Origin of the sequence: Sphingobium sp. B12D2B (genome assembly GCF_025961775.1) — a bacterium.
Lineage (GTDB): Bacteria > Pseudomonadota > Alphaproteobacteria > Sphingomonadales > Sphingomonadaceae > Sphingobium.
Genome location: NZ_JAOQOH010000001.1, coordinates 1,720,066 through 1,739,429 on the forward strand (window position 1 = coordinate 1,720,066; position 19,364 = coordinate 1,739,429).

19 protein-coding genes are annotated in these 19,364 nt (G+C 65.4%); 4 read left to right on the top strand and 15 right to left on the bottom strand.

Features of this window, described 5'->3' with window-relative positions; genetic code table 11:
• Positions 1–3: 3 nt before the first annotated feature.
• The 8 genes from fdhF to M2335_RS08195 form a co-directional block, all read right to left on the bottom strand.
• Positions 4–2,859, bottom strand: coding sequence for a formate dehydrogenase subunit alpha (fdhF, locus tag M2335_RS08160; RefSeq protein WP_264594354.1), 2,856 nt, complete (start codon positions 2,857–2,859; stop codon positions 4–6).
• Positions 2,849–3,415 (bottom strand): molybdenum cofactor guanylyltransferase, encoded by a 567-nt coding sequence (locus M2335_RS08165; RefSeq protein ID WP_264594355.1) that lies wholly within the window; start codon positions 3,413–3,415, stop codon positions 2,849–2,851. Before M2335_RS08165 ends, fdhF begins: the two co-directional genes overlap by 11 nt.
• Positions 3,412–4,953: an NADH-ubiquinone oxidoreductase-F iron-sulfur binding region domain-containing protein gene (locus M2335_RS08170; RefSeq protein ID WP_264594356.1), complete on the bottom strand. Its 1,542-nt coding sequence runs from the start codon at positions 4,951–4,953 to the stop codon at positions 3,412–3,414. Before M2335_RS08170 ends, M2335_RS08165 begins: the two co-directional genes overlap by 4 nt.
• Position 4,954: 1 nt before the next feature.
• Positions 4,955–5,389 carry an NAD(P)H-dependent oxidoreductase subunit E gene (locus M2335_RS08175; protein WP_181559896.1) on the bottom strand — a complete coding sequence of 145 codons (435 nt, stop codon included), beginning with the start codon at positions 5,387–5,389 and terminating at the stop codon, positions 4,955–4,957.
• 168 nt (positions 5,390–5,557) lie between these two features.
• Positions 5,558–6,265: a glutamine amidotransferase gene (locus tag M2335_RS08180; RefSeq protein WP_264594357.1), complete on the bottom strand. Its 708-nt coding sequence runs from the start codon at positions 6,263–6,265 to the stop codon at positions 5,558–5,560.
• A 25-nt stretch (positions 6,266–6,290) separates the two neighbouring features.
• Positions 6,291–6,455: a hypothetical protein gene (locus tag M2335_RS08185; protein WP_264585216.1), complete on the bottom strand. Its 165-nt coding sequence runs from the start codon at positions 6,453–6,455 to the stop codon at positions 6,291–6,293.
• Positions 6,456–6,692: 237 nt separating this feature from the next.
• Positions 6,693–7,562, bottom strand: coding sequence for a hypothetical protein (locus M2335_RS08190; protein WP_181559894.1), 870 nt, complete (start codon positions 7,560–7,562; stop codon positions 6,693–6,695).
• Positions 7,563–7,577: 15 nt separating this feature from the next.
• Entirely contained in the window at positions 7,578–8,900 is a 1,323-nt protein-coding gene (locus M2335_RS08195) for a replication-associated recombination protein A (RefSeq protein WP_264594358.1), read from the bottom strand.
• A 162-nt stretch (positions 8,901–9,062) separates the two neighbouring features.
• Between M2335_RS08195 and M2335_RS08200 the strand changes: the two genes are divergently transcribed.
• The gene (locus M2335_RS08200; protein ID WP_413716109.1) at positions 9,063–9,683 is read left to right on the top strand and encodes a PadR family transcriptional regulator; all 621 of its coding nucleotides are present in this window, start codon (positions 9,063–9,065) and stop codon (positions 9,681–9,683) included.
• 67 nt (positions 9,684–9,750) lie between these two features.
• A complete protein-coding gene (locus M2335_RS08205) occupies positions 9,751–10,062 on the top strand; it encodes a DUF2218 domain-containing protein (RefSeq protein WP_264573025.1) in 312 nt (103 codons plus the stop codon).
• Positions 10,063–10,080: 18 nt separating this feature from the next.
• On the opposite strand, the gene M2335_RS08210 is transcribed toward M2335_RS08205, so the two are convergent.
• The 3 genes from M2335_RS08210 to M2335_RS08220 all read right to left on the bottom strand — a co-directional run bounded on the left by M2335_RS08210 (position 10,081) and on the right by M2335_RS08220 (position 14,556).
• Positions 10,081–12,648, bottom strand: coding sequence for an HWE histidine kinase domain-containing protein (locus tag M2335_RS08210; protein WP_264594359.1), 2,568 nt, complete (start codon positions 12,646–12,648; stop codon positions 10,081–10,083).
• On the bottom strand, positions 12,638–13,210 hold the full coding sequence (locus M2335_RS08215; RefSeq protein ID WP_264594360.1) for a biliverdin-producing heme oxygenase: 573 nt from the start codon (positions 13,208–13,210) through the stop codon (positions 12,638–12,640). Before M2335_RS08215 ends, M2335_RS08210 begins: the two co-directional genes overlap by 11 nt.
• Before the next feature lie 194 nt (positions 13,211–13,404).
• Positions 13,405–14,556: a glycosyltransferase family 4 protein gene (locus M2335_RS08220; RefSeq protein ID WP_264594361.1), complete on the bottom strand. Its 1,152-nt coding sequence runs from the start codon at positions 14,554–14,556 to the stop codon at positions 13,405–13,407.
• 115 nt (positions 14,557–14,671) lie between these two features.
• Between M2335_RS08220 and M2335_RS08225 the strand changes: the two genes are divergently transcribed.
• Complete coding sequence (locus tag M2335_RS08225) at positions 14,672–15,331, top strand: MOSC domain-containing protein (RefSeq protein WP_264594362.1); 660 nt, start codon at positions 14,672–14,674, stop codon at positions 15,329–15,331.
• 8 nt (positions 15,332–15,339) lie between these two features.
• Positions 15,340–15,621 carry an HNH endonuclease gene (locus M2335_RS08230; protein WP_181559887.1) on the top strand — a complete coding sequence of 94 codons (282 nt, stop codon included), beginning with the start codon at positions 15,340–15,342 and terminating at the stop codon, positions 15,619–15,621.
• A 20-nt stretch (positions 15,622–15,641) separates the two neighbouring features.
• Here M2335_RS08230 and M2335_RS08235 read toward each other — a convergent pair whose 3' ends face one another.
• From M2335_RS08235 to M2335_RS08250, 4 genes are all read right to left on the bottom strand, one after another.
• Entirely contained in the window at positions 15,642–16,097 is a 456-nt protein-coding gene (locus M2335_RS08235; RefSeq protein WP_264594363.1) for a c-type cytochrome, read from the bottom strand.
• 4 nt (positions 16,098–16,101) lie between these two features.
• Complete coding sequence (locus M2335_RS08240; protein ID WP_264594364.1) at positions 16,102–17,694, bottom strand: NAD(P)/FAD-dependent oxidoreductase; 1,593 nt, start codon at positions 17,692–17,694, stop codon at positions 16,102–16,104.
• A gap of 495 nt (positions 17,695–18,189) precedes the next feature.
• The gene (gene pyrF, locus M2335_RS08245; protein WP_264594365.1) at positions 18,190–18,864 is read right to left on the bottom strand and encodes an orotidine-5'-phosphate decarboxylase; all 675 of its coding nucleotides are present in this window, start codon (positions 18,862–18,864) and stop codon (positions 18,190–18,192) included.
• Positions 18,861–19,262, bottom strand: coding sequence for a hypothetical protein (locus tag M2335_RS08250; protein WP_264594366.1), 402 nt, complete (start codon positions 19,260–19,262; stop codon positions 18,861–18,863). The genes pyrF and M2335_RS08250 overlap by 4 nt, the downstream gene beginning before the upstream one ends.
• Between the last annotated feature and the right edge of the window lie 102 nt (positions 19,263–19,364).

Here is a 19,364-nt window from a genome sequence, read left to right on the forward strand (position 1 = left end):
TGCTTACTCCGCCGCTTCAGCCGTCAGGCTGGCCACGATCCGCCGCGAGCGTTCGGACCAGCTGTTATAATCCTCCTGCCAATCGGTCGGGCCGTTGGAAGGCGTGATCTGGACGGCTGTCACCTTGTATTCGGGGCAGTTGGTGGCCCAGTCCGAATATTCGGTGGTCACGACATTGGCCTGCGTGGCGGGGTGGTGGAAGGTGGTGTAGACCACGCCCGGTGCCACCCGCTCAGTGATCGTCGCCCGCAGCGTCGTCTCGCCGGTACGGCTGGAGAGCTTTACCCAGTCGCCATCCTTGAGGCCGCGATTCTCGGCATCGGTCGGATGGATTTCCAGCAGATCCTCAGGGTGCCAGGCCGTGTTGCCGGTGCGCCGTGTCTGCGCGCCGACATTATACTGGCTGAGGATGCGGCCCGTGGTGAGCAACAGCGGGAAGCGGGGGCCGGTCTTTTCGTCGGTCGGCACATAATCGGTGACGACGAACTTGCCCTTGCCGCGCACAAAGCCTTCGACGTGCATGATCGGCGAACCTTCATGCGTCTCGTCCTTGACCGGCCACTGCAACGATCCCTCGCGCTCCAGACGCGCCCAGGAAACGCCCGCGAAGGACGGGGTGAGACGGGCGATCTCGGCCAGGATTTCGCTCGGATGGGTATAGCTCCAGCCCAGATCGAGCGCGTTGGCGAGCAACTGGGTGACTTCCCAGTCGGCATAGCCATTGGCGGGCTCCATCACCTTGCGGACCGGCTGAATGCGCCGCTCGGCATTGGTGAAGGTGCCGTCCTTCTCGAGGAACGTCGAGCCGGGCAGGAAGATGTGCGCGTAGTTCGCGGTCTCGTTCAGGAAGAGATCCTGCACGATGACGCATTCCATGGCCTTGAGGCCAGCGGCGACATGCGCGGTGTTGGGGTCGGACTGGAGAATATCCTCGCCCTGAATGTAGATCGCGCGGAACGAGCCATCGAGCGCGGCATCCAGCATGTTGGGGATGCGCAGGCCCGGCTCGGCGTCGAGCGTGACGCCCCAATCCGCCTCGAACAGCTTGCGCGTCTCCTCATCGCTGATGTGGCGATAGCCGGAGAGCTCGTGGGGGAAGCTGCCCATGTCGCAGGCGCCCTGCACGTTATTCTGGCCACGCAGCGGGTTCACGCCCACACCGCGGCGGCCGATATTGCCGGTCACCATGGCGAGGTTGGCAATCGCCATCACCGTCGAGCTGCCCTGGCTGTGCTCGGTGACGCCGAGGCCATAATAGATGGCGCCATTGCCGCCGGTCGCAAACAGACGGGCCGCGCCGCGCAGTTCCTCGGCGGGCACGCGGGTCACGGGCTCCAGCGTCTCGGGGCTGTTGCGCTCTTGCGAAACGAACGCTGCCCAGTCCTGATACTCGTCCCAGTCGCAGCGCTCGCGGATGAACGCCTCGTCGGCCAGGCCTTCGGTGACGATCACATGCGCCATGGCGGTCAGCACGGCGACGTTGGTGCCGGGCTGCAGCGCAAGATGGTGCTGCGCAGCGATGTGTGGCGACTTGACCATGTCCGTCCGGCGCGGATCAATGACGATCAGCTTGGCGCCCTGACGCAGCCGGCGCTTCATGCGGCTCGCGAACACCGGGTGGCCGTCCGTCGGGTTGGCGCCGATGATCAGGATCACGTCGCTGTCCATCACGCTATCGAAATCCTGCGTGCCGGCGGACGTGCCGAAGGTCGTCTTCAGGCCGTAGCCCGTCGGCGAGTGGCAGACGCGCGCGCAGGTGTCGACATTGTTGGCGCCGAAGCCTGCCCGGATGATCTTCTGGATGAGGAAGGTTTCCTCATTGGTGCAGCGCGAGGAGGTGATGCCGCCGAGCGACCGTGGGCCATGCGTGGCCTTGATGCGCTTGATCTCGGACGCGGCGTAGGAAATCGCCTCGTCCCAGCTCACCACCTGCCAGGGATCGTCCACGCTCTTGCGGATCATCGGCTGGGTGATGCGGTCCTGATGGTTGGCATAGCCCCAGGCGAAGCGGCCCTTGACGCAGCTATGGCCGCGATTGGCCTTGCCGTCCTTCCACGGCACCATGCGCACTAGCTGCTCACCGCGCATTTCCGCGCGGAAGGTGCAGCCGACGCCGCAATAGGCGCAGGTGGTGACGACGGCCCGCTCGGGCTTGCCGATCTCGACCATCGCCTTTTCCTGAAGCGTGGCGGTGGGGCAGGCCTGCACACAGGCGCCGCACGACACGCATTCGGAAGAGAGGAAATCGTCGGACGCGACACCCGCAGACACCATGGAGCCGAAGCCGCGGCCATCGATCGTGAGCGCGAAGGTGCCCTGCACCTCGTCACAGGCGCGCACGCAGCGCGAGCAGACGATGCACTTGCTGGGGTCGAAATCGAAATAGGGGTTGGACGTGTCCTTCTGGAGACCCAGATGATTGTCGCCCGTGTACCCATAACGCACATCGCGGAGGCCGACGGCGGCCGCATTGTCCTGCAGTTCGCAGTCGCCATTGTCCGAACAGGTCAGGCAGTCGAGCGGGTGATCGGAGATGTAGAGCTCCATCACACCCTTGCGCAGCTTCTGCAGGCGCGGATTCTGGGTGTGAACGGTCATGCCATCCATCGCCGGCGTGGTGCAGGAAGCGGGGGTGCCGCGCATCCCGTCGACTTCGACCAGACAGAGGCGGCAGGAGCCGAAGCTCTTCACGCTGTCCGTGGCGCAGAGTTTGGGAATGTCGCCGCCGCATTCGGCAGCCGCGCGCATCACGCTCGTGCCTTCCGGGACGGTGACGGAGCGACCGTCGATGGTCAGCGTGACCATCTTCTCCGATGTGGAAGCGGGCGTGCCGAAATCGGCCTGAGGTTCATAGCCCATGACGTTCAACTCTCTCCAGGTCAGCAGCAGTGTTGATATTAACAGGTTCGCGCGGCAATTGCACGGCGCGCGCGGAAATACGGTTGGCGAAGGCCTTCATCGAATGCACGCCCTCGCTCTTGAGGATGTCGAGCGCGTCGCCGGCCGCCGAGGCGGGCCACAGGCCGATCACCGGCAGGCTCTCGACATAAGCTGGGTATGGGGACAGGCGCTGCAAGAGGTCTTGCGGCAGATCGATGGCATCGCACGGCACGCTCAGCACGGCGGGGAGCCCGCGCGCCTGCGCTTCGAGCAAGGCCGCAGCGAGTCCGGCAAGCGGCCCCATGTGCGGCGCGGGCTGATCGGCGATGCTGGCCACGCCGTCATGTTCACGCCCCACCATGATTGTCTGCGCACTATGTGCGGCCACGGCGTCGATGGCATGGTCGATCAAAGCGCGACCATGGAAGGGCGCCACGGCCTTGTCGCTGCCGAAGCGCGTCGACTTGCCGCCAGCGATCACTGCGCCGAGAACGGCCGCGCGATCGATGGGAAGCAGGCCGACGCAGCAGCTCATTCAGCCGCCTCGGGGAGGCTCTGACGGGCGCCGAAATCCTCGGGCCAGTGCTTGAGCGCGCTCATCACCGGATAGGGCGTAAAGCCGCCCAGAGCGCAGAGCGAACCGAACTTCATCGTCTCGCACAGATCTTCCAGAAGGACGATCTCGTCCTCAAGGCTGCGCGGCGCGGTGGGGGCGTTGTGCATCTGCGGCAGACCCTCGAGTGTATCGCGCTGGCGCGGCACGCGCGCCATGATCCGGTCAATCAGTTCCTTGCCGCGTACCGAGCCGATGCGGCAGGGCGTGCACTTGCCGCAGCTTTCCGCCGCGCAGAATTCCATGGCGAAGCGCGCCATGCCGGCCATGTCCGCGCCCTCGCCGAACACGGTGATGCCGCCATGGCCGATCAGCGCATCGACGGCGGCATAAGCCTCATAATCGAACGGAATGTCGAACTGGTCCGGGTGCAGATAGGCGCCGAGCGGGCCGCCAACCTGCGCGGCCTTGACCGGCGAGCCGTCGTCCGTGCCGCCGCCAATCTCGTTGACGAGCTGGCCAAGCGTGATGCCGAACGCCGTTTCGTAAAGGCCGCCATGCTTGATGTTGCCGGCAAGCTGGATCGGCATCGTGCCGCGCGAGCGACCCATGCCATAATCGGCATAGGCCTTGGCGCCCTCGGCCAGAATGTAAGGTACAGCCGCAAGGCTGAGCACATTGTTGACGATGGTGGGCTTGCCGAACAGGCCGACCAGCGCCGGGATTGGCGGCTTGGCGCGCACTTCGCCGCGCTTGCCCTCAAGGCTGTTGAGCAGCGAGGTTTCCTCACCGCACACATAAGCGCCGGCGCCGACGCGGACTTCCAGCATGAACGGCGCAACGAGATGCGCGCTGCGGCGGATCGCTTCTTCCAGCTTGGCGATGGCGTGGGGATATTCCGAGCGGACGTAGATATAACCCTTGGTCGCGCCGGTCGCGAGGCCGGCAATCGCCATGCCTTCGATCAGGCAATAGGGGTCGCCCTCCATCAGCATACGGTCGGCGAAGGTCGCGCTATCGCCTTCGTCGGCATTGCAGACAATGTACTTCTGGTCCGCTACCGCAGCCGCGACGGTGCGCCACTTGATGCCGGTGGGGAAGCCGGCGCCGCCGCGACCGCGCAGGCCCGAGGCCACGACTTCCTCGACCGTCGCCTCGGCGCCGATCTCGCGGGCGCGGGCGAGGCCTTTCCAGCCGCCGGTCGCTTCATAGTCCGCAAGCTCGGTCGGGCGCGTCTTGCCGGCGCGGGCGAACGTCAGCCGCTGCTGCTTGGCAATGAACGGATGCTCGGCAATCACGCCGATGCCGAGCGGCGACGAGCCGTCCAGAATCGCCGCAACATCATCGGCCGTTGCAGGGCCGAAGCCTTTGCCGTCGATCTCCACCAGCGGCTCCAGCCACTGCATGCCCCAGCTCGAAACCCGCTCGACGGTCACGCCCGCCCTTGCAAAGGCATCGGCAACCGCGTCGGCACCGCAAGCGATGGCCAGCGCGTCGTCAGAAATGCGCACCATGACCATGTCAGGCAATCTCCCGGATCAGCTTGTCGAGCTTGGGCGCGTCCAGCCGGGCATGAACGGCATTGCCGATCATCGCATTGGGGCCGACGCTGCACAGGCCGAGGCAATAAATGGTTTCGATCTTCACGCGCTCGCCGGCCGCGGCAACCGCGCCATCGACCAGAGCTTCGACGCCGCGTGCCTTGCAGGATTCCGCACGGCACAGCTTGAGCACCGGCGCGGCCTTGGGCTCGGCGGTGAAATCATGATAAAAGCTCACCACGCCATGCACTTCGGCGCGGCTCAGGTTGAGCGCGAGGGCGATCTGGCGCTTGGACGCCTCGTCCACGCAGCCGAACTCGGCCTGCACGTCATGGAGGATGGGGAGAAGAGGCCCTTCGCGGCGGCTATGGCTCGCGATGATCTCGTCCAGCCGATCGGCTTTGGCGTCTCTCATGCGCGCGGGTCTCCCAAGTCTTCTTTCGTTGCTGAAATTCGTTTGTGTTACTGCCTATTTTTTGCGCGGCTGGCAAGCGCAAACCGCTGGATCGCGTTGTTGCGAGAGGCTTGCAAAAGGCGGTGTGCACTCACGGCTTGGGCGCTGGTCAGACTGGTGATGCGGGGATCACGCGGGCGCTTTCAGTCCCGCCAGCCAGTCGCCGAGCATGGCGCGCCCGGCGGAGACAGCCCGAGGCCCGAGCCGATCATGCGCGGCGCGCAGGCTGTCGTTGCAGCCGCCGGATTCCGCCGCAGCCTCCGGCCATTCCTCCATCCACTGGTAGAAGCGCGCATCCTCGCCCATTTCGGCATGGAATTGTAGGGCTAGTACATGTTGTCCCCGCCGGAAGGCCTGATGCGTATAGCGGTCGCTGGACGCAAGCAGTTGGGTGCCTTCCGGCAGGGTGAACGTGTCGCCGTGCCAGTGCAGCACCGGCACGTCGACAAGATGGCAGAGCGGGCCGGTGTGACCGGCATCGTTGACCTTGACCGAATGGAAGCCGACCTCCTTGACCGGGCCGGGATAGACCTTCGCGCCGAGCGCCGCCGCGATCATCTGCGCGCCGAAGCACACGCCCAGCGTGGGGCGGTCGGCCGCCAGCCGCAGCGCCAGGCGGCGCAGCTGGCATGCGATCCACGGATAGCGATCCTGCTCATACACCCCCATCGGCCCGCCCATCATGATGAGCAGATCGGGTTCTCGCAGGTCGAGCGTGGCGAAGGCGGGGTCGGTCACATCGATCCGGTCGATCGCATAGCCGGCCGCTTCCACCGGCTCCCGATATCCCGCCATGCCCTCATGGGGGACGTGCCGAATCACAAGCGCGCGCTTCATCGTCATTGGCCTCTCGAGATGAGCGTCAGAGGCCGAGGCGCGACCAGAAGTCACTGGCACTGGCGAGGGGCGGCGAGTCGTGCGGGGCCGCAGGCGCCAGTCGCCAGCTCGGGTGCGGAAGCGGCGCCAGCGCGCGGCCGGCTCGCTGGGCATGATTACGGCTACGGCGGGGAATGGAACGGATAGCCATATCGTTTCTCCAATACGGAGCACGAAGCCGGCGTTGTCGCGTGGGATTCGTGCGCTTTAGCGGTTGGTGACGCGGAGCAAGCTGACAAACATCAAAAGCCGCGTTCCGGGCTGGGGCGGCAGCGCCTCCCGTCATTCCGGACAAGAGGGGTTTAAGCCGGAAGGCATGATTCCGGCAATCAAGCGATCTTTGCAGGGGTGATAGTTTAGCTCGGCCGGCCGCGCTGTCGCCTGCGCGTCAAAACACGCCGAACGTCCAGCCTTCCGTCCGCGCCAACTCTGGCGTCAGCGCCTGCGGTGCCCACAGGGCCGGCTCGCCATGGACCAGCCGCAGCCAGGCCGCGCTGAGCAGCGCATCGGTGGCATGGTCGCTGTACCGGCCAGCGAACGGTAGATGCGGCCCGCTGGCGAGACGCGCAAGGCAGGCATCCAGTTCGGCCTCGCGAACCTTGGTCTGGCCCTTGCGCTTGCCGGCGGCGAGCGCGGCAAGGCTGGTGTAAATTTCCACGATCAGACTGCCCGAGCCGGGGTCGGCGTCGAACGGCCAGACCGGCATGTCCGCCCGGATACGGTGCAGCACCCGCATCCCGGTTAGACTGGATTTGCCGACCTGGGCGGCGCCGACGAGATTGAGGTTGCTGCAGGGGTTGAGGCCCTGCGCCTGCTGGGCCAGCTCCGTCTGGCGCAGCCGCCCGCGTCCCCCGCCGAACAGATCGCCTTCCCGGCCCCCATGGCGCCGGAAATGCCGCGCGGCCTCCGGGTGATCGACAAAGGCGCCAGCCCCCAGATGCGGCTCGTCGGCGCAGATGTCCTCGACAAGCGCCCAGAGTTGGCGGGCGTTGGGTGGAGTGCGATCCCAGCCCGGGAAGAAGGCGCCCTTGTCGGCGAAGGGCAGGGACGGGCCGAGATCAAGGCCGACCAACGTCTCGCGCGGCATGTCGCGGCGCATCCAGTCGAGCACGTCGGGGCGTGACCAGATGTGGCCGGGGCGGACCAGCGCCGGGCCAGCGCCGCTATCCGCGTCGCAGATGGCGACGGCAATGCCCGGCTGTCGCGGCCCCTGTGCGCCCGACCAGTCGATTGCGGCGAAATGGCGGAAGCGGCTCACGGGTGGCGGGCGGGATCAGTCACCGCGCAAGTCGCGCCGACGCTCATCCCACCAGGCGATGCGCTCGGCGATCCGCTTCTCGAACCCGCGCTCGGTGGGCGCGTAAAAGGTCTGCGGCGCCATCTCCTCGGGCCAGTAATTGTCGCCTGAGAAGCCGCCTTCCACATCATGATCGTAGCTATAGCCCTTGCCATAGCCGATCTCCTTCATGAGCTTGGTCGGCGCATTGAGGATGTTCGCGGGCGGCATCAGCGATCCGGTTTGTTTGGCGCTGGCAAAGGCCGCTTTTTGCGCCTTGTAGGCGGCGTTGGATTTGGGCGCGGTCGCGAGATACAGGCAGGCTTGCACGATCGCCAGTTCGCCCTCGGGCGAGCCGAGGAACTCGTATGCATCCTTGGCGGCGAGGCATTGGGTGAGCGCCTGTGGGTCGGCCAGGCCGACATCTTCGCTGGCGAAGCGCACCAGCCGGCGCAGGACGTAAAGCGGTTCCTCTCCGGCAACCAGCATCCGCGCGAGATAATAGAGCGCGGCCTGCGGATCGGAGCCGCGCAGTGCCTTGTGGAGCGCGGAAATCAGATTGTAATGCCCGTCGCGATCCTTGTCATAGACGGGCATCCGGCGGTGAAGAAGGGCGGCAAGGCCCGCCGGGTCCAGCGGCTCGGTGAGGCCGATGCCCTGCAGCGTCTCCACCTGATTGAGCAGGAAGCGGCCATCCCCATCAGCTGAAGCCACGAGCGCGGCGCGGGCATCGTCGGTCAGCGGCAGCGGTGCGCCGGTCAGGGCTTCCGCGCGGGAGATCAACGTATCGAGCGCGGTCTCGTCCAGCCGGCGCAGGATGAGCACCTGCGCGCGGCTGAGCAGCGCCGCGTTGAGAGCAAAGCTCGGATTTTCGGTGGTGGCGCCGACCAGCGTGACGGTGCCATCCTCGACATAAGGCAGGAAGCCATCCTGCTGCGCGCGATTGAAGCGATGAATTTCATCTACGAACAGAAGCGTGCGCTGCCCGGCGCGGGCGGCGTCGCGCGCGGCGGCAAAGGCAGCCTTGAGGTCCGCCACGCCGGAAAAGACCGCAGAGATCGGCGCGAAGCGCATGTCCACCGCTTCGGCCAGCAGGCGCGCTAGCGTGGTCTTGCCGGTGCCCGGCGGTCCCCACAGGATCATTGAGGAGAGCCGTCCCGCCGCGACCATGCGCCCGATGGCGCCGTCAGCACCGGTGAGGTGGTCTTGCCCGACCACGTCATCAAGCGTGCGCGGGCGCAGACGGTCGGCCAGCGGCGCATCCGCGCGAGGCTCGGCAGGGCTGGAGGCGGCGGCAAGGCCGCCGAAGAGATCAGACATGCGGACTCATATAGGCCGGCCCGTCACCGGTTGCACGGGCCAGCTTGCACCGGACGACGGGCCATTCGCAGGCATGCTCAAAAAATTGCAAAAGGGGCCTTGTGAAAATCAGTCTAAGATATATCTTAGATCAATCTGAATTTTGGAAGGATTGAATCATTGATGTTTCACACACGCACACATGGACGGTGCGGCCCGAATGGGCACCGTCACGCGCTCAAGGCCATGATGGGCCGGGGCGGTCGTTTCGGCGGCGGCTGGGGCGGCGCAGAGTGGGACGGGCAGGGCGGCCATGGCGGTCCGCGCGGCGGCCGTCGCGGACGCGGACGCCTGTTTGATGGCGGCGAGTTACGACTCGTGTTGCTCAAGTTGATCGGCGAGGGGCCGCGCCACGGCTATGACCTCATCCGTGCGATCGAGGAACTGACCGGCGGCGCTTATGCGCCCAGCCCCGGCGTCGTTTATCCCACGCTCACCCTGCTTGCGGAAATGGACCTCATCGCCGACAGCGAGAGCGAAGGGGCGCGTAAGCTGTACGCGATTACCCCCGCAGGCGAGGCCCATCTTGCCGAGAAGGCCGACGAGATCGGCGGCCTGATGGACCGGCTCGCCGGTCTTGGCGCCGAGCAACATCGATCCAACAGCGGCCCGGTCCGCCGCGCCATGGGCAATCTCAAAACGGCTCTGATGGGCCGGCTGCGCGAAGGCGAGACCACAGACGATCTGCCGCACGAAATCGCCGCGATCCTCGATGAGGCAGCGCGGAAGATCGAGCGGTTGTAAGACTGCACAGCATAATTCCAATCGCCCCACCGCCGGACGGTGGAGCCACCAACAGAAAGACAATCTCATGAACAGCGCAACAGCCAAGGTGCCCACGCAGAGCGGCAGCCGCTACCTCCAGCAACTGTGCAAGCACTGGTCGCACAACCTCAAGGTGGAGTTCACACCCGAGCGCGGCACGATCGTGTTTCCGCGCGACGCGCGCGGCGCCGATTGGCCTGCCGACGCTCTGGTGACGATGGTCGCGCAACCCGACACGCTCGACGTGACCATCGACGCCAGCAGCCCGGAGCATCTCGAAGGCCTCAAAAACACGGTCGCCCGCCATCTCGATCGCTTCGCGTTCCGTGAGGCGCCGCTCAGCTTCCCCTGGTCTTGAGAGTTCGAACCGGCGCGATCAGTCCGCCGGTTCGGTCTTCAGTTCTGCAAGAGCGGCTGCGATCTGCGCCGTGCCATAAGGCTTGGTGACGATCGGCACGGCGTGGAAGCGCGAGGAATCCAAGCCGCTGCCATAGCCTGTTGCAAAGACGAACGGGATGCCGCGCTCGGCGAGAGCCCTGGCGACCGGCTCGCTGGTCTCCGCGCCCAAATTATAATCGAGCATGGCGACGTCGAGCGGGACGGTCGCACAGGCGCGCAGGGCAGCGGTGACGCTGGAGGCGACCTCGACCTTCTCGGCGCCGAGTTCCATCAACGCGTCCTGCCCGTCGAGCGCGATGATGAGGCTGTCTTCCACCAGCAGCACGCGCTGCCCGGCAAGCGGCAGCTTCGCCGGCTCGCGCAGATCGGCAGACGCGCCGTCCGTCGCGTCGATTCGGTCCTCCGGCGCGACGCCGGCCACGAAGCGGGAGGGAATGCAGAAATGCGCCTTCACACCGCTCAGTCGGTAGTGAATCTTCGCATCGCCCCCCAGATCGTGCGGGACGGTCTTTTCGATCACCGTCGACCCAAAGCCGCGGCGGGAGGGCGGGGTGACCGCCGGCCCGCCGAGTTCGGACCAGTCGATCAACAGGCTGCCATCCTCGTCCTGCTGCCAGCTGATCAGTACCGTGCCGCTATCGGAGAGCGCACCATATTTGGCGGCATTGGTCATGAGCTCGTGGAAGACCAGCGAGAGCACGGTGAAGGCGACCGGCTGCAACAGGATGTTGGCGCCTTTGGTTTCCACATTGGTGCGCTTGTCGCGCAGGAAGGCATTGGCCTCGATGTCGATAAGATCTCGCAACCGCGCCGGACCCCAGCGATCGCGCGTCACCTGATCGTGCGCACGGGCGAGCGCCTGCAGGCGATCGTCCAGATTGCGCGTGAAATCCTCGACGCTGGCCGCCCCGTCGCGGGTCTGCGACACGAGGCCGCGAATGAGCGAGAGGATGTTGCGCACGCGGTGATTGAGTTCGGCGATCAGCAGCTCCTGCCGCTCCTGCGCCCGCTGCCGCTCCTCGCCTGCGCTCTCGGACAGGCGGATGAGCACTTCCAGCATGCCGACCCGCAGCGCTTCGGCAACGCGGCGCTCGACCGTGGTGAACGGCAGGCTGCGGCCCTTCACCAGTTGCGACCAGCTTTCGAAGCTCTTGCGCGGGGTCAGCCGGTCGCCATTAGGGCCGAGTTCGACCGGCTTCTCCGGGTTGCCGCCCCAGCGCACCGAGCGCATCTGCTCGCTGCGGAAGAAGACCACATAGTCACGCGGCTTGCGTGACAGCGGGATGGCGATGAGGCCGGCGGCGACATCCGCATAAGCGGCCGCCTCGGGCAGGACGGATGAAATGCAGTCCGTCGCAAATACCTCGCCGTGCGAAAGCTGATTGAGGATGGAGACGAGGCTTATGAACTGCTCGCGCGAGGGCGTCAGGCCGCTGAGCGAGACAGAGCCGTCAACATAAGCCCCAACGCCATCGGCGGGAATGGTATCGAACACGACTTCGCCGAGCCAGTCCGCGTCCCGCAGCAGGTTCCCATCCTGCGCGATGGAGGCCATCAAGCGATCGGTGGCGCCGCGTGCGCGCGACTCATAGCCGGCATTCTCGCTGCGTTCCCGGCTCTCGAGCATCAGCGAGAAGATCTGGCCGAACAGTTCAGCAGCCGTACGCATGGCGAGGCCAGGCAGGCGCGGCTGATAATGGTGGCAGGCGAACAGACCCCAGAGCTTGCCTTCGACAATGATCGAGATCGACAGCGACGCGCTGACGCCCATGTTGCGCAGATACTCGACATGGATGGGCGAAACCGCGCGGAGCAGACAGAGCGACTGGTCGAGGACCGCGCCGCTGGGATCGGTCTGCGGTACGATCGGCACCGGCTCTGCATTCACATCAGCGATGATGCGGAACGGGTTGCGCACATAAAGCTGGCGCGCTTGTGCCGGAATATCCGATGCGGGGTAATGCAGGCCAAGGAAGCTGTCGACGCCAGCGCTCAGGGCCTCGGCCACGACCTCGCCCGAGCCCTCGGCATCGAAGCGATAGACCATCACCCGGTCGAAACCGGTGATCGCCTTCACCTGCCGGGCGCTCTCGCGAATGAAGGAGGTGAGGGTATCGGCTTGGGCGAGGCGCGACATGAGCGTGCGCACGAGCGTCGCCGCTTCGCCTGGATCTTCGAGCGCGGGCTCGCATTCGATGACGATGCTGTTGCCCGAGAAATGCACGGCGACATCGTAGAGCTTGCCATCGTCGAACAGCGGCTGCGAGAACAGGCGCTCTACGGAATCACTGCCGCGCAGCATCGAGATCCGGTTGCGGATGTCATGCTGGGCAGCGGGCGTGATGAGATCGGTGAGCTTGGAACCCAGCAGCGCATCCGCCGATTTGCCCGTGAACGCGGCGATATTGTCCGAGACGCGCCCGATCATCCAATCGGCACTGACCGCCAACAGGAAACCGAACGGCTGGATCGTCCCGAGAATATGGATCGGTTCGCGGTCGCAGTTGGTGAGATCGACCCGAAAGCCGGCAGGATCATTGGCCAAGTCTGGCTCCCATCGCGATGGCGCAATTTCGGTAAAGGGCGAAGGTCCGGGTCGCTGCTGCGCGGGTTTCGCGCTGCCAGACGGGGCCGTGAGTCAGGGCCTGATCTTCCAGAGCGGCGATGAAGGCGCGCCACGCGCCTTGGGGATGCACGGCGCTCAGATAATCACGCGGAAGATCGTCAGGCACGCGGCGCGCGAGCATCGCGCCGCCAAGGCGGGAGCCTTCCGTCACATAGGCGGCACCCCAATGAGCCGCCGTGCTCGGGGCCCATGTCAGCGGCTCGGCCTCGGGAACGGCCTGGCCCAAGGCGTCGAGGTCGGCCGTCAGGGCCCGCACGCGCGCGGATGTGTCGATATTGGGCGAGGCTGAACGCAGCCAGCGCTCGAGCGGCACCAGCGCTGCAGCATGGGCAGACAGAAAGCGGCCGTAACTCGCACGGCTCGTCAGATCGAACTGGCTGAACAGGCTGTCGACTTCGTCGTGATCCGCGCGCGTCTCTTTCTTCAGGACTTGATGGAAGGCCACTGGCTGAACCGCGGCTGTTGTCGGGATTTCCGCCACGCCGGGATCAGTATCGAAAGACATTGTCGTGAATTTACAGCGCGTGCCGGCAATATACAACGCGTGATCTTGCGAGCCGCGGCGAAAGGAATGGCGCAATTCGGGGCAGGGGCGGCCTTTGTCTCATCGGACACATAACGCGCCGAGAGATGAACGGTTGCAGGCCGTCACACTCAGTCTTCGTCGCCGTGTGCTCAGCCGGCCCGGCGTTTCGCCAAGCCGCAATATGTTTCGATCATCGCGGCGTTCACCTGATCCCATTTGTAATCCTGCACCCGCAGATGCCCGGCTTGCCCCGCCGCTGCGCGCAAGGCGGGATCTTCGATGAGACGCTGGATGGCGTCGGCATAAGCCTGCACGTCGCGCGGCGGAACGAGGAAGCCGGTCTCACCGTCCGCGACCAGATCAATCGCGCCTGTGGCGCGGGCAGCGACCACCGGCACGCCCGCCGCCATGGCTTCGGTCGTCACATTGCCAAAAGTCTCGGTGACCGAGGGCATGAAGAAGATATCCATGCAGGCGGCCGCCCGACCGAGGTCATCGCCGCCCTGAAAACCCGCAAACACCGCCTCCGGTACCCGCTCCGCAAACCACTGGCGCGCGGGTCCTTCGCCGATCACCAGCACCCGATGACGCACGCCGCGCGCCTTGAGCGCCGCGATCACATCGGCAAAGACGCCGAGGCCCTTTTCCAGAACAAGCCGCCCAAGGAAGCCGATCGCGATCTCGTCATCGGCGATGCCGAGCGAGCGCCGCCAGCCATTGTCCCGCCGCTGCGGGTTGAACCGGGCATGATCGATGCCGCGCGACCAGATGCCGATGGGCGTCGTCACGCCCCATTCGCGCAGCAGCGTCGCCATGCTGCCGCTTGGCACCATCACCTGGTCGACGCGATTGTAGAAGCGCGTCTGCAGGCGGACCAGCAGCGGTTCGATGACGCCAAGGCCATAATAGCGCGGATAGGTTTCAAAGCGGGTGTGCAGGGAGGCGACGCAGGGAATGCCCTCTCGCCGCGCCCAGCTCGATGCGCGATGCCCTAGAATGTCCGGCGCGGAGACATGGACGATATTGGGGGCATAAGCTGCCAGGTCCGCCCGAGTCTGCGCTGAAAGCCCCTTGGCGAGCCGATATTCGCCCCGGCCGCCCGGCATGGACCAGCTCGGCACCGACACCAGCTCGCCAGCCGGTTCGAACGCCGGTGGATCGATGGTGGGGGAATAGACGCGCACGCTGGCGCCGCTCGCGAGCGCAGAGGCCATCAGATTGTTGAGGGCCTGATTGGCGCCATCGCGGACGTAATTATAGTTGCCGCTGAACAAGGCAATGCGGAGGTCGCTGGGGAGCATCGGGGCCCTATAGCGAGGCGGGCCGTGCGGTCAAAGTGCTGCTGCACCATCGGCGGGAACTTGTCCGTCCGTTGTTGCACTGGCGCGACTCACAAGGGTCGTGCCATGACAGGACATGGACGAGCCATCCCTTTCCCTTTCCGTTGACGCGCTGCTGGTCGGGTCGCCGGCCTTGCTGGCGCCGGGCGTGATGAGCGCCATGGGCAAACGATCCGTTCGCGGGCCGGTCCGGATCGGCTGGCTGGGGCTGGAGGGCGATAGTGTCGCCGATCCCGTTCATCATGGCGGACATGACAAGGCTGTCCACCTCGTGCCGCATGAGCATTATGCCTGGTGGCGCGGCGTGCTCGACGATCATCCGCTGCTCGACGGGCCGGGCGCGTTTGGTGAGAATATTTCGACGCGTGGTGCCACCGAAGCCAATCTGTGCTTGGGAGACCGGTTCGCGCTGGGCAGCGCTGTGCTGGAGATCAGCCACGGCCGCCAGCCCTGCGCCAAGCTCAACGCGCGCTTCGGCCGCAAAGACGTGCTGGGTCAGGCCATCGCGAGCGGCCATTGCGGTCTCTATCTGCGCGTGATCGAGCAGGGTGAGGCCAAGGCGGGCGATGCGATGATCCTGCTGGAGCGCCCCTTGGAAGACTGGCCGATTGCGCGGGTGTTCAACCTGCTGATCGCAGGCGGACATAAGGCCGATCCGGCGGGCGTCGCACAATTGGCCGAGACCCGCGTCCTCGCCGACGCGTGGCGGGTGCGGGCGGAAAAGCTGGCGCGCTGAGCTACGCGTTGGAGCGCACGCCTGATTCATGCTGGCTGTGCGAGCGGCCATTGGGCGCACGCATCGAATGGCATCATCCCGTGCCCAAGGCCAAGGGCGGCCGGGAGACGGTGCCGTTGCATCCGATCTGCCATCGCGCAATCCACGCGCATTTCAGCAATGGCCAGCTGGCGCGCATGGGGCGCGATCAGGCGGCGTTGCGCGGCGATCCCGCGCTCGCTGCCTTTCTGCGCTGGGTCGCCGGCAAGCCAGCGGACTTCCACGCGCCGACGCGCAAGCCCCGCCGTTAAGGGGCGAGGCCTGCACCGGCTCAGCGCATCGCCTTGACGTCCTCGGCGGTGATCGCGTCCTCATAATGATTGCCGAAATGCGTGCGGACATAGTTCACCACATTGGCGACCTGTTGGTCCGTCATCATCTCCCCGACCGGCGGCATGCCGTTCAGGCCCTTGAGCGTCACCAGCATAGGATAGCCACTGGCGGCGAGATTGGGGTTGTTGGCGAGCGCGGGATATTTGCCAGCGCCCGTTGCGCCGGCTGCGTCCGGCATGTGGCAGGCGGCACAGACCCTCCGGTACAATTTTTCGCCGTCGGGCTCGCTGAACCGCCCCGGCATCACGAACGCGCCATCTGCATCGCCTTGCTGAGCGACCAGTGCGGCGGGATCGCCCCTGCGGGGCTGGGCGGCATCCTGCGCGAGTGCGACGGACACCGAGCCGGCGAGAATGCCTGCGGCGAGGCCAAAGGCCAAGGTTCTGATTTTCATGATATTAGCTCGCCGTGACACGTTGGTGGAGCCGCGTGATTGCATCGACGGCGGAGGTGATGCCGCCCTCCTGCCATCCGCCGATATAGGAGGCATGCTCGCCGGCAAGGACGATCCGCCCGTCGAATTCGCACAAATCCCGATAATGTTCGGCGCGGGCCTCTTCGGTCCATTGCCCGAAACAGCCGAGCACCCAGGGCACCCGGTGCCAGCCGACGGCCACGCCGTTCATGAACTCGGCCTTATATTGCGGATGGATCTGCGCGCCCCATTCGAGCGCACGCTTGACGCGCTCTTCCGGTGGCAAAGCAGTCAGCTCGAACCCGGTCGAGCCGCCGGTATAGGCGCCGAGGAGCACGCCCGGGCCGCTGGCGCCATAATTGCTGCTGGGGTAGCTGATCTGCGAAATTGGCAAATCCGTGGTGGTGATGCCGCCGTAAATCTGGTCATCCTGCTCCCAGAAGCGTCGCTTGAACTCCAGCCCGACCTTGACGCTGGTCGAGTAGGGCACGGCGCGGATCGCCCCGGCCAGTTTGGGGCCGACATTCATGTCGATCTGCGCGAGGATCGGCAGAGGAATGGTACAGATGCACCAATCCGCCTTGGCCTGCGCGGCGGCGCCGGACTTGGTGTCGACATAATCGACCGTGACGCCTTTCCCGCCCTGCTTGATCGCGGTGACCTTGCTGTTGAGGCGGACCAGATGACCCACGGCCCGCTCAAAGCCCTTGGCGACCATTTCCATGCCGCCAACCGGCTGGAAGATGGCGAACTCATGATCCCAGGTGAGGTTGCCGCCGATCGCGCGCCACAGGCGTGAGCGAAGCACGGTCTCGGCGGTCATCGGCTCGGAGGGGATTGGCTCGGCAGTCAGGCCGCCGCCCGGCTGCTTTTCCCAGCCCCGGCGGTTGCTGGACTCGCGGCCCTTCACATAGCGCATGTCCTTGTCGAGGGCGCCCCAGTTTCGCAGGGATTCGAGCAGGATGTCGCCATCCTCCTTGCTGAGCGTGTCTGCCAGCGCGTTCTTGTTCACCGCCTTGGCGAGCAATTCGCTGACATGGCCGTAGAAATCCGCCTGCACATGCCGGTAGCGCTGCGGCGCCCCGCCAAACGCCTTCGTCGAGTGGACATAGGCGTTGTAATTGACCTGCATGAACGGCTCGAGCGCCACGCCCAGTTCGCGGCAATAATGCATGATGCCATGGTGGTGCCATGGAATGCGCCACGGGCCGGGATTGATGTAATTGCCGGGCGCAAAGTCGCACTTCTGCGTCGCGCCGCCGAGTTCAGTGTAGGTATCGCCGCCCTTGAGCGTCCAGGAGCGGCCGCCCACGCGATCGTTATACTCCAACACCTGAACCTTGTAGCCGGCGCGGCTGAGTTCCAGCGCGGCGGTCATCCCCGCGACGCCGGCCCCCAGAATGAGCACGCTTGCGCCCTTGGCGCCGCCCTCCAGCTTGATCGGTCCCTTGAACGTCGAGGCCTGCGCCTGACCGAGGCTCGACATGGCCATATACATGGCCGATGCGCCCGCCGTCGTGCCGATGAGCGCCAGCAGATCACGCTTGCTCATGCGCAGCGCGTTAGTGTCTGTCATATGTGGTTAAATCCCATGTCACCCCTTTGCGTGAGGGAGCCATGGTGGGCGAACCGGGTCTTGACCCGACTCGCACCAACCTGTGCAGCACCTCGTCGCAAAGCGAGTGATCGGCCTGCGGGTCGCTGCTGTTGATACGAGGTTTTGCGTATTTGCGGTGGGAAGTTGCTCGGGCAAAGGGCCGGATCTACGCCGGAGTCGTGGGCGATGAGCGCCGAGTTGCCCGGACACTCCTGCAGTGGAGTCGGGAAGTCTGGAGCCCCACTTAGCCCCTCCTCTTTAGAGGAGGGGTTGGGGTGGTGCAGCAACCTCGCAGATATTCACTGACAGAGCGATGCTCCGCATCACCACCACCCCCGGCCCCTCCTCTAAAGAGGAGGGGCGGTCTGTTTGTCACTTCGTCGTGTCCGGCCAGTTCACTGGCCGAAAAACAAAACGCCCAGATCGATCAGGAATAGCCGCCGTGGAGCACCACCGCGAATTCGTCCACGCCGCCTAAAGCGTCGCCTCGATTTCGCGAGCGGCCTGGTCAGGCTCGGGCGACTGGGTAATCGGACGACCGATGACCAGCAGCGAGGCCCCGGCATCCAGTGCCTCGCGCGGCGTTACCGCGCGCTTCTGATCGCCCATACTGGCGCCGCTGGGGCGAACGCCCGGAACGACGAAGAAGCCGGCCGGCCACAGCTTGCGGGCGCGAGCGACCTCGTTACCGGAACAGACGATCCCGTCCAGCCCAGCCTCCTTCGAGAGCAGGGTGAGCCGATCGACCTGTTCCTGCGCGGTGCCGTGGACACCGGTTTCATCCAGATCAGTCTGGTCGAGGCTGGTCAATGTGGTGACTGCAACGACCTTGGTGTGGACCCCCGCCGCAGCCTTGGCATCTTCCAGCATCGCGCGACCGCCGGCAGCGTGAACGGTAATGATCGACGGCTCAAGCGCATGCAGCGACTGTACCGCCTTTGCGACCGTGTTCGGAATGTCATGGAGCTTTAGGTCGAGGAAGATCGGCAGGCCGAACTTGCGCATTTCATGCACACCGTGGTGACCATTGGCGCAGAAGAATTCCAGCCCCAGCTTGATGCCGCCGACATGATTGCGGACCTTTTGAACCAGCTCCTGCGCACGAGGCAGGGAGGGGGTGTCGATGGCGATGTAGATAATGCTGGTCATGGAATATCGGTTCTGCCTGCCGGTTTATGATCGTCGTCTACCCGGACGTCGATGGTCCGTACGGGGGGTGCGGGATCGAGCCCCGCGGGCGTGATGTGATCGGGTGCGGCACTGTGGTCCGTCGTGTGGATCACCGGTGCCGTCGCGACGGGCGCAGAGGCGGCCAAGGCACGCTCGGCACTGTCGAGCCGGCGGCGCATCCGGTATTTCGTGGCCTTGTGCAGTGCCCAGAAGGGCAGCGAGCCGGCAAGAAACGCGACGATCACGAGCACCGGCAGCTTGGTTTCAAGCTGGAGACCGCCCCACAGATTGATCATCACGGGGGTCCAGTTGGCGAAGCTGAAAATGACGATGATGATCGCCAGTACGACCCAGAAGGCTGTCCGGAGGAACTGCATGGCTTCTCTTCCTCTGCTTGGTCCGTAGAGCCTGACCATAAGCGCGCCGGGACGGCTTGCCTAGGGGCGCAGTTCAACGCCTCCCTGCGGACATGGGAGCTT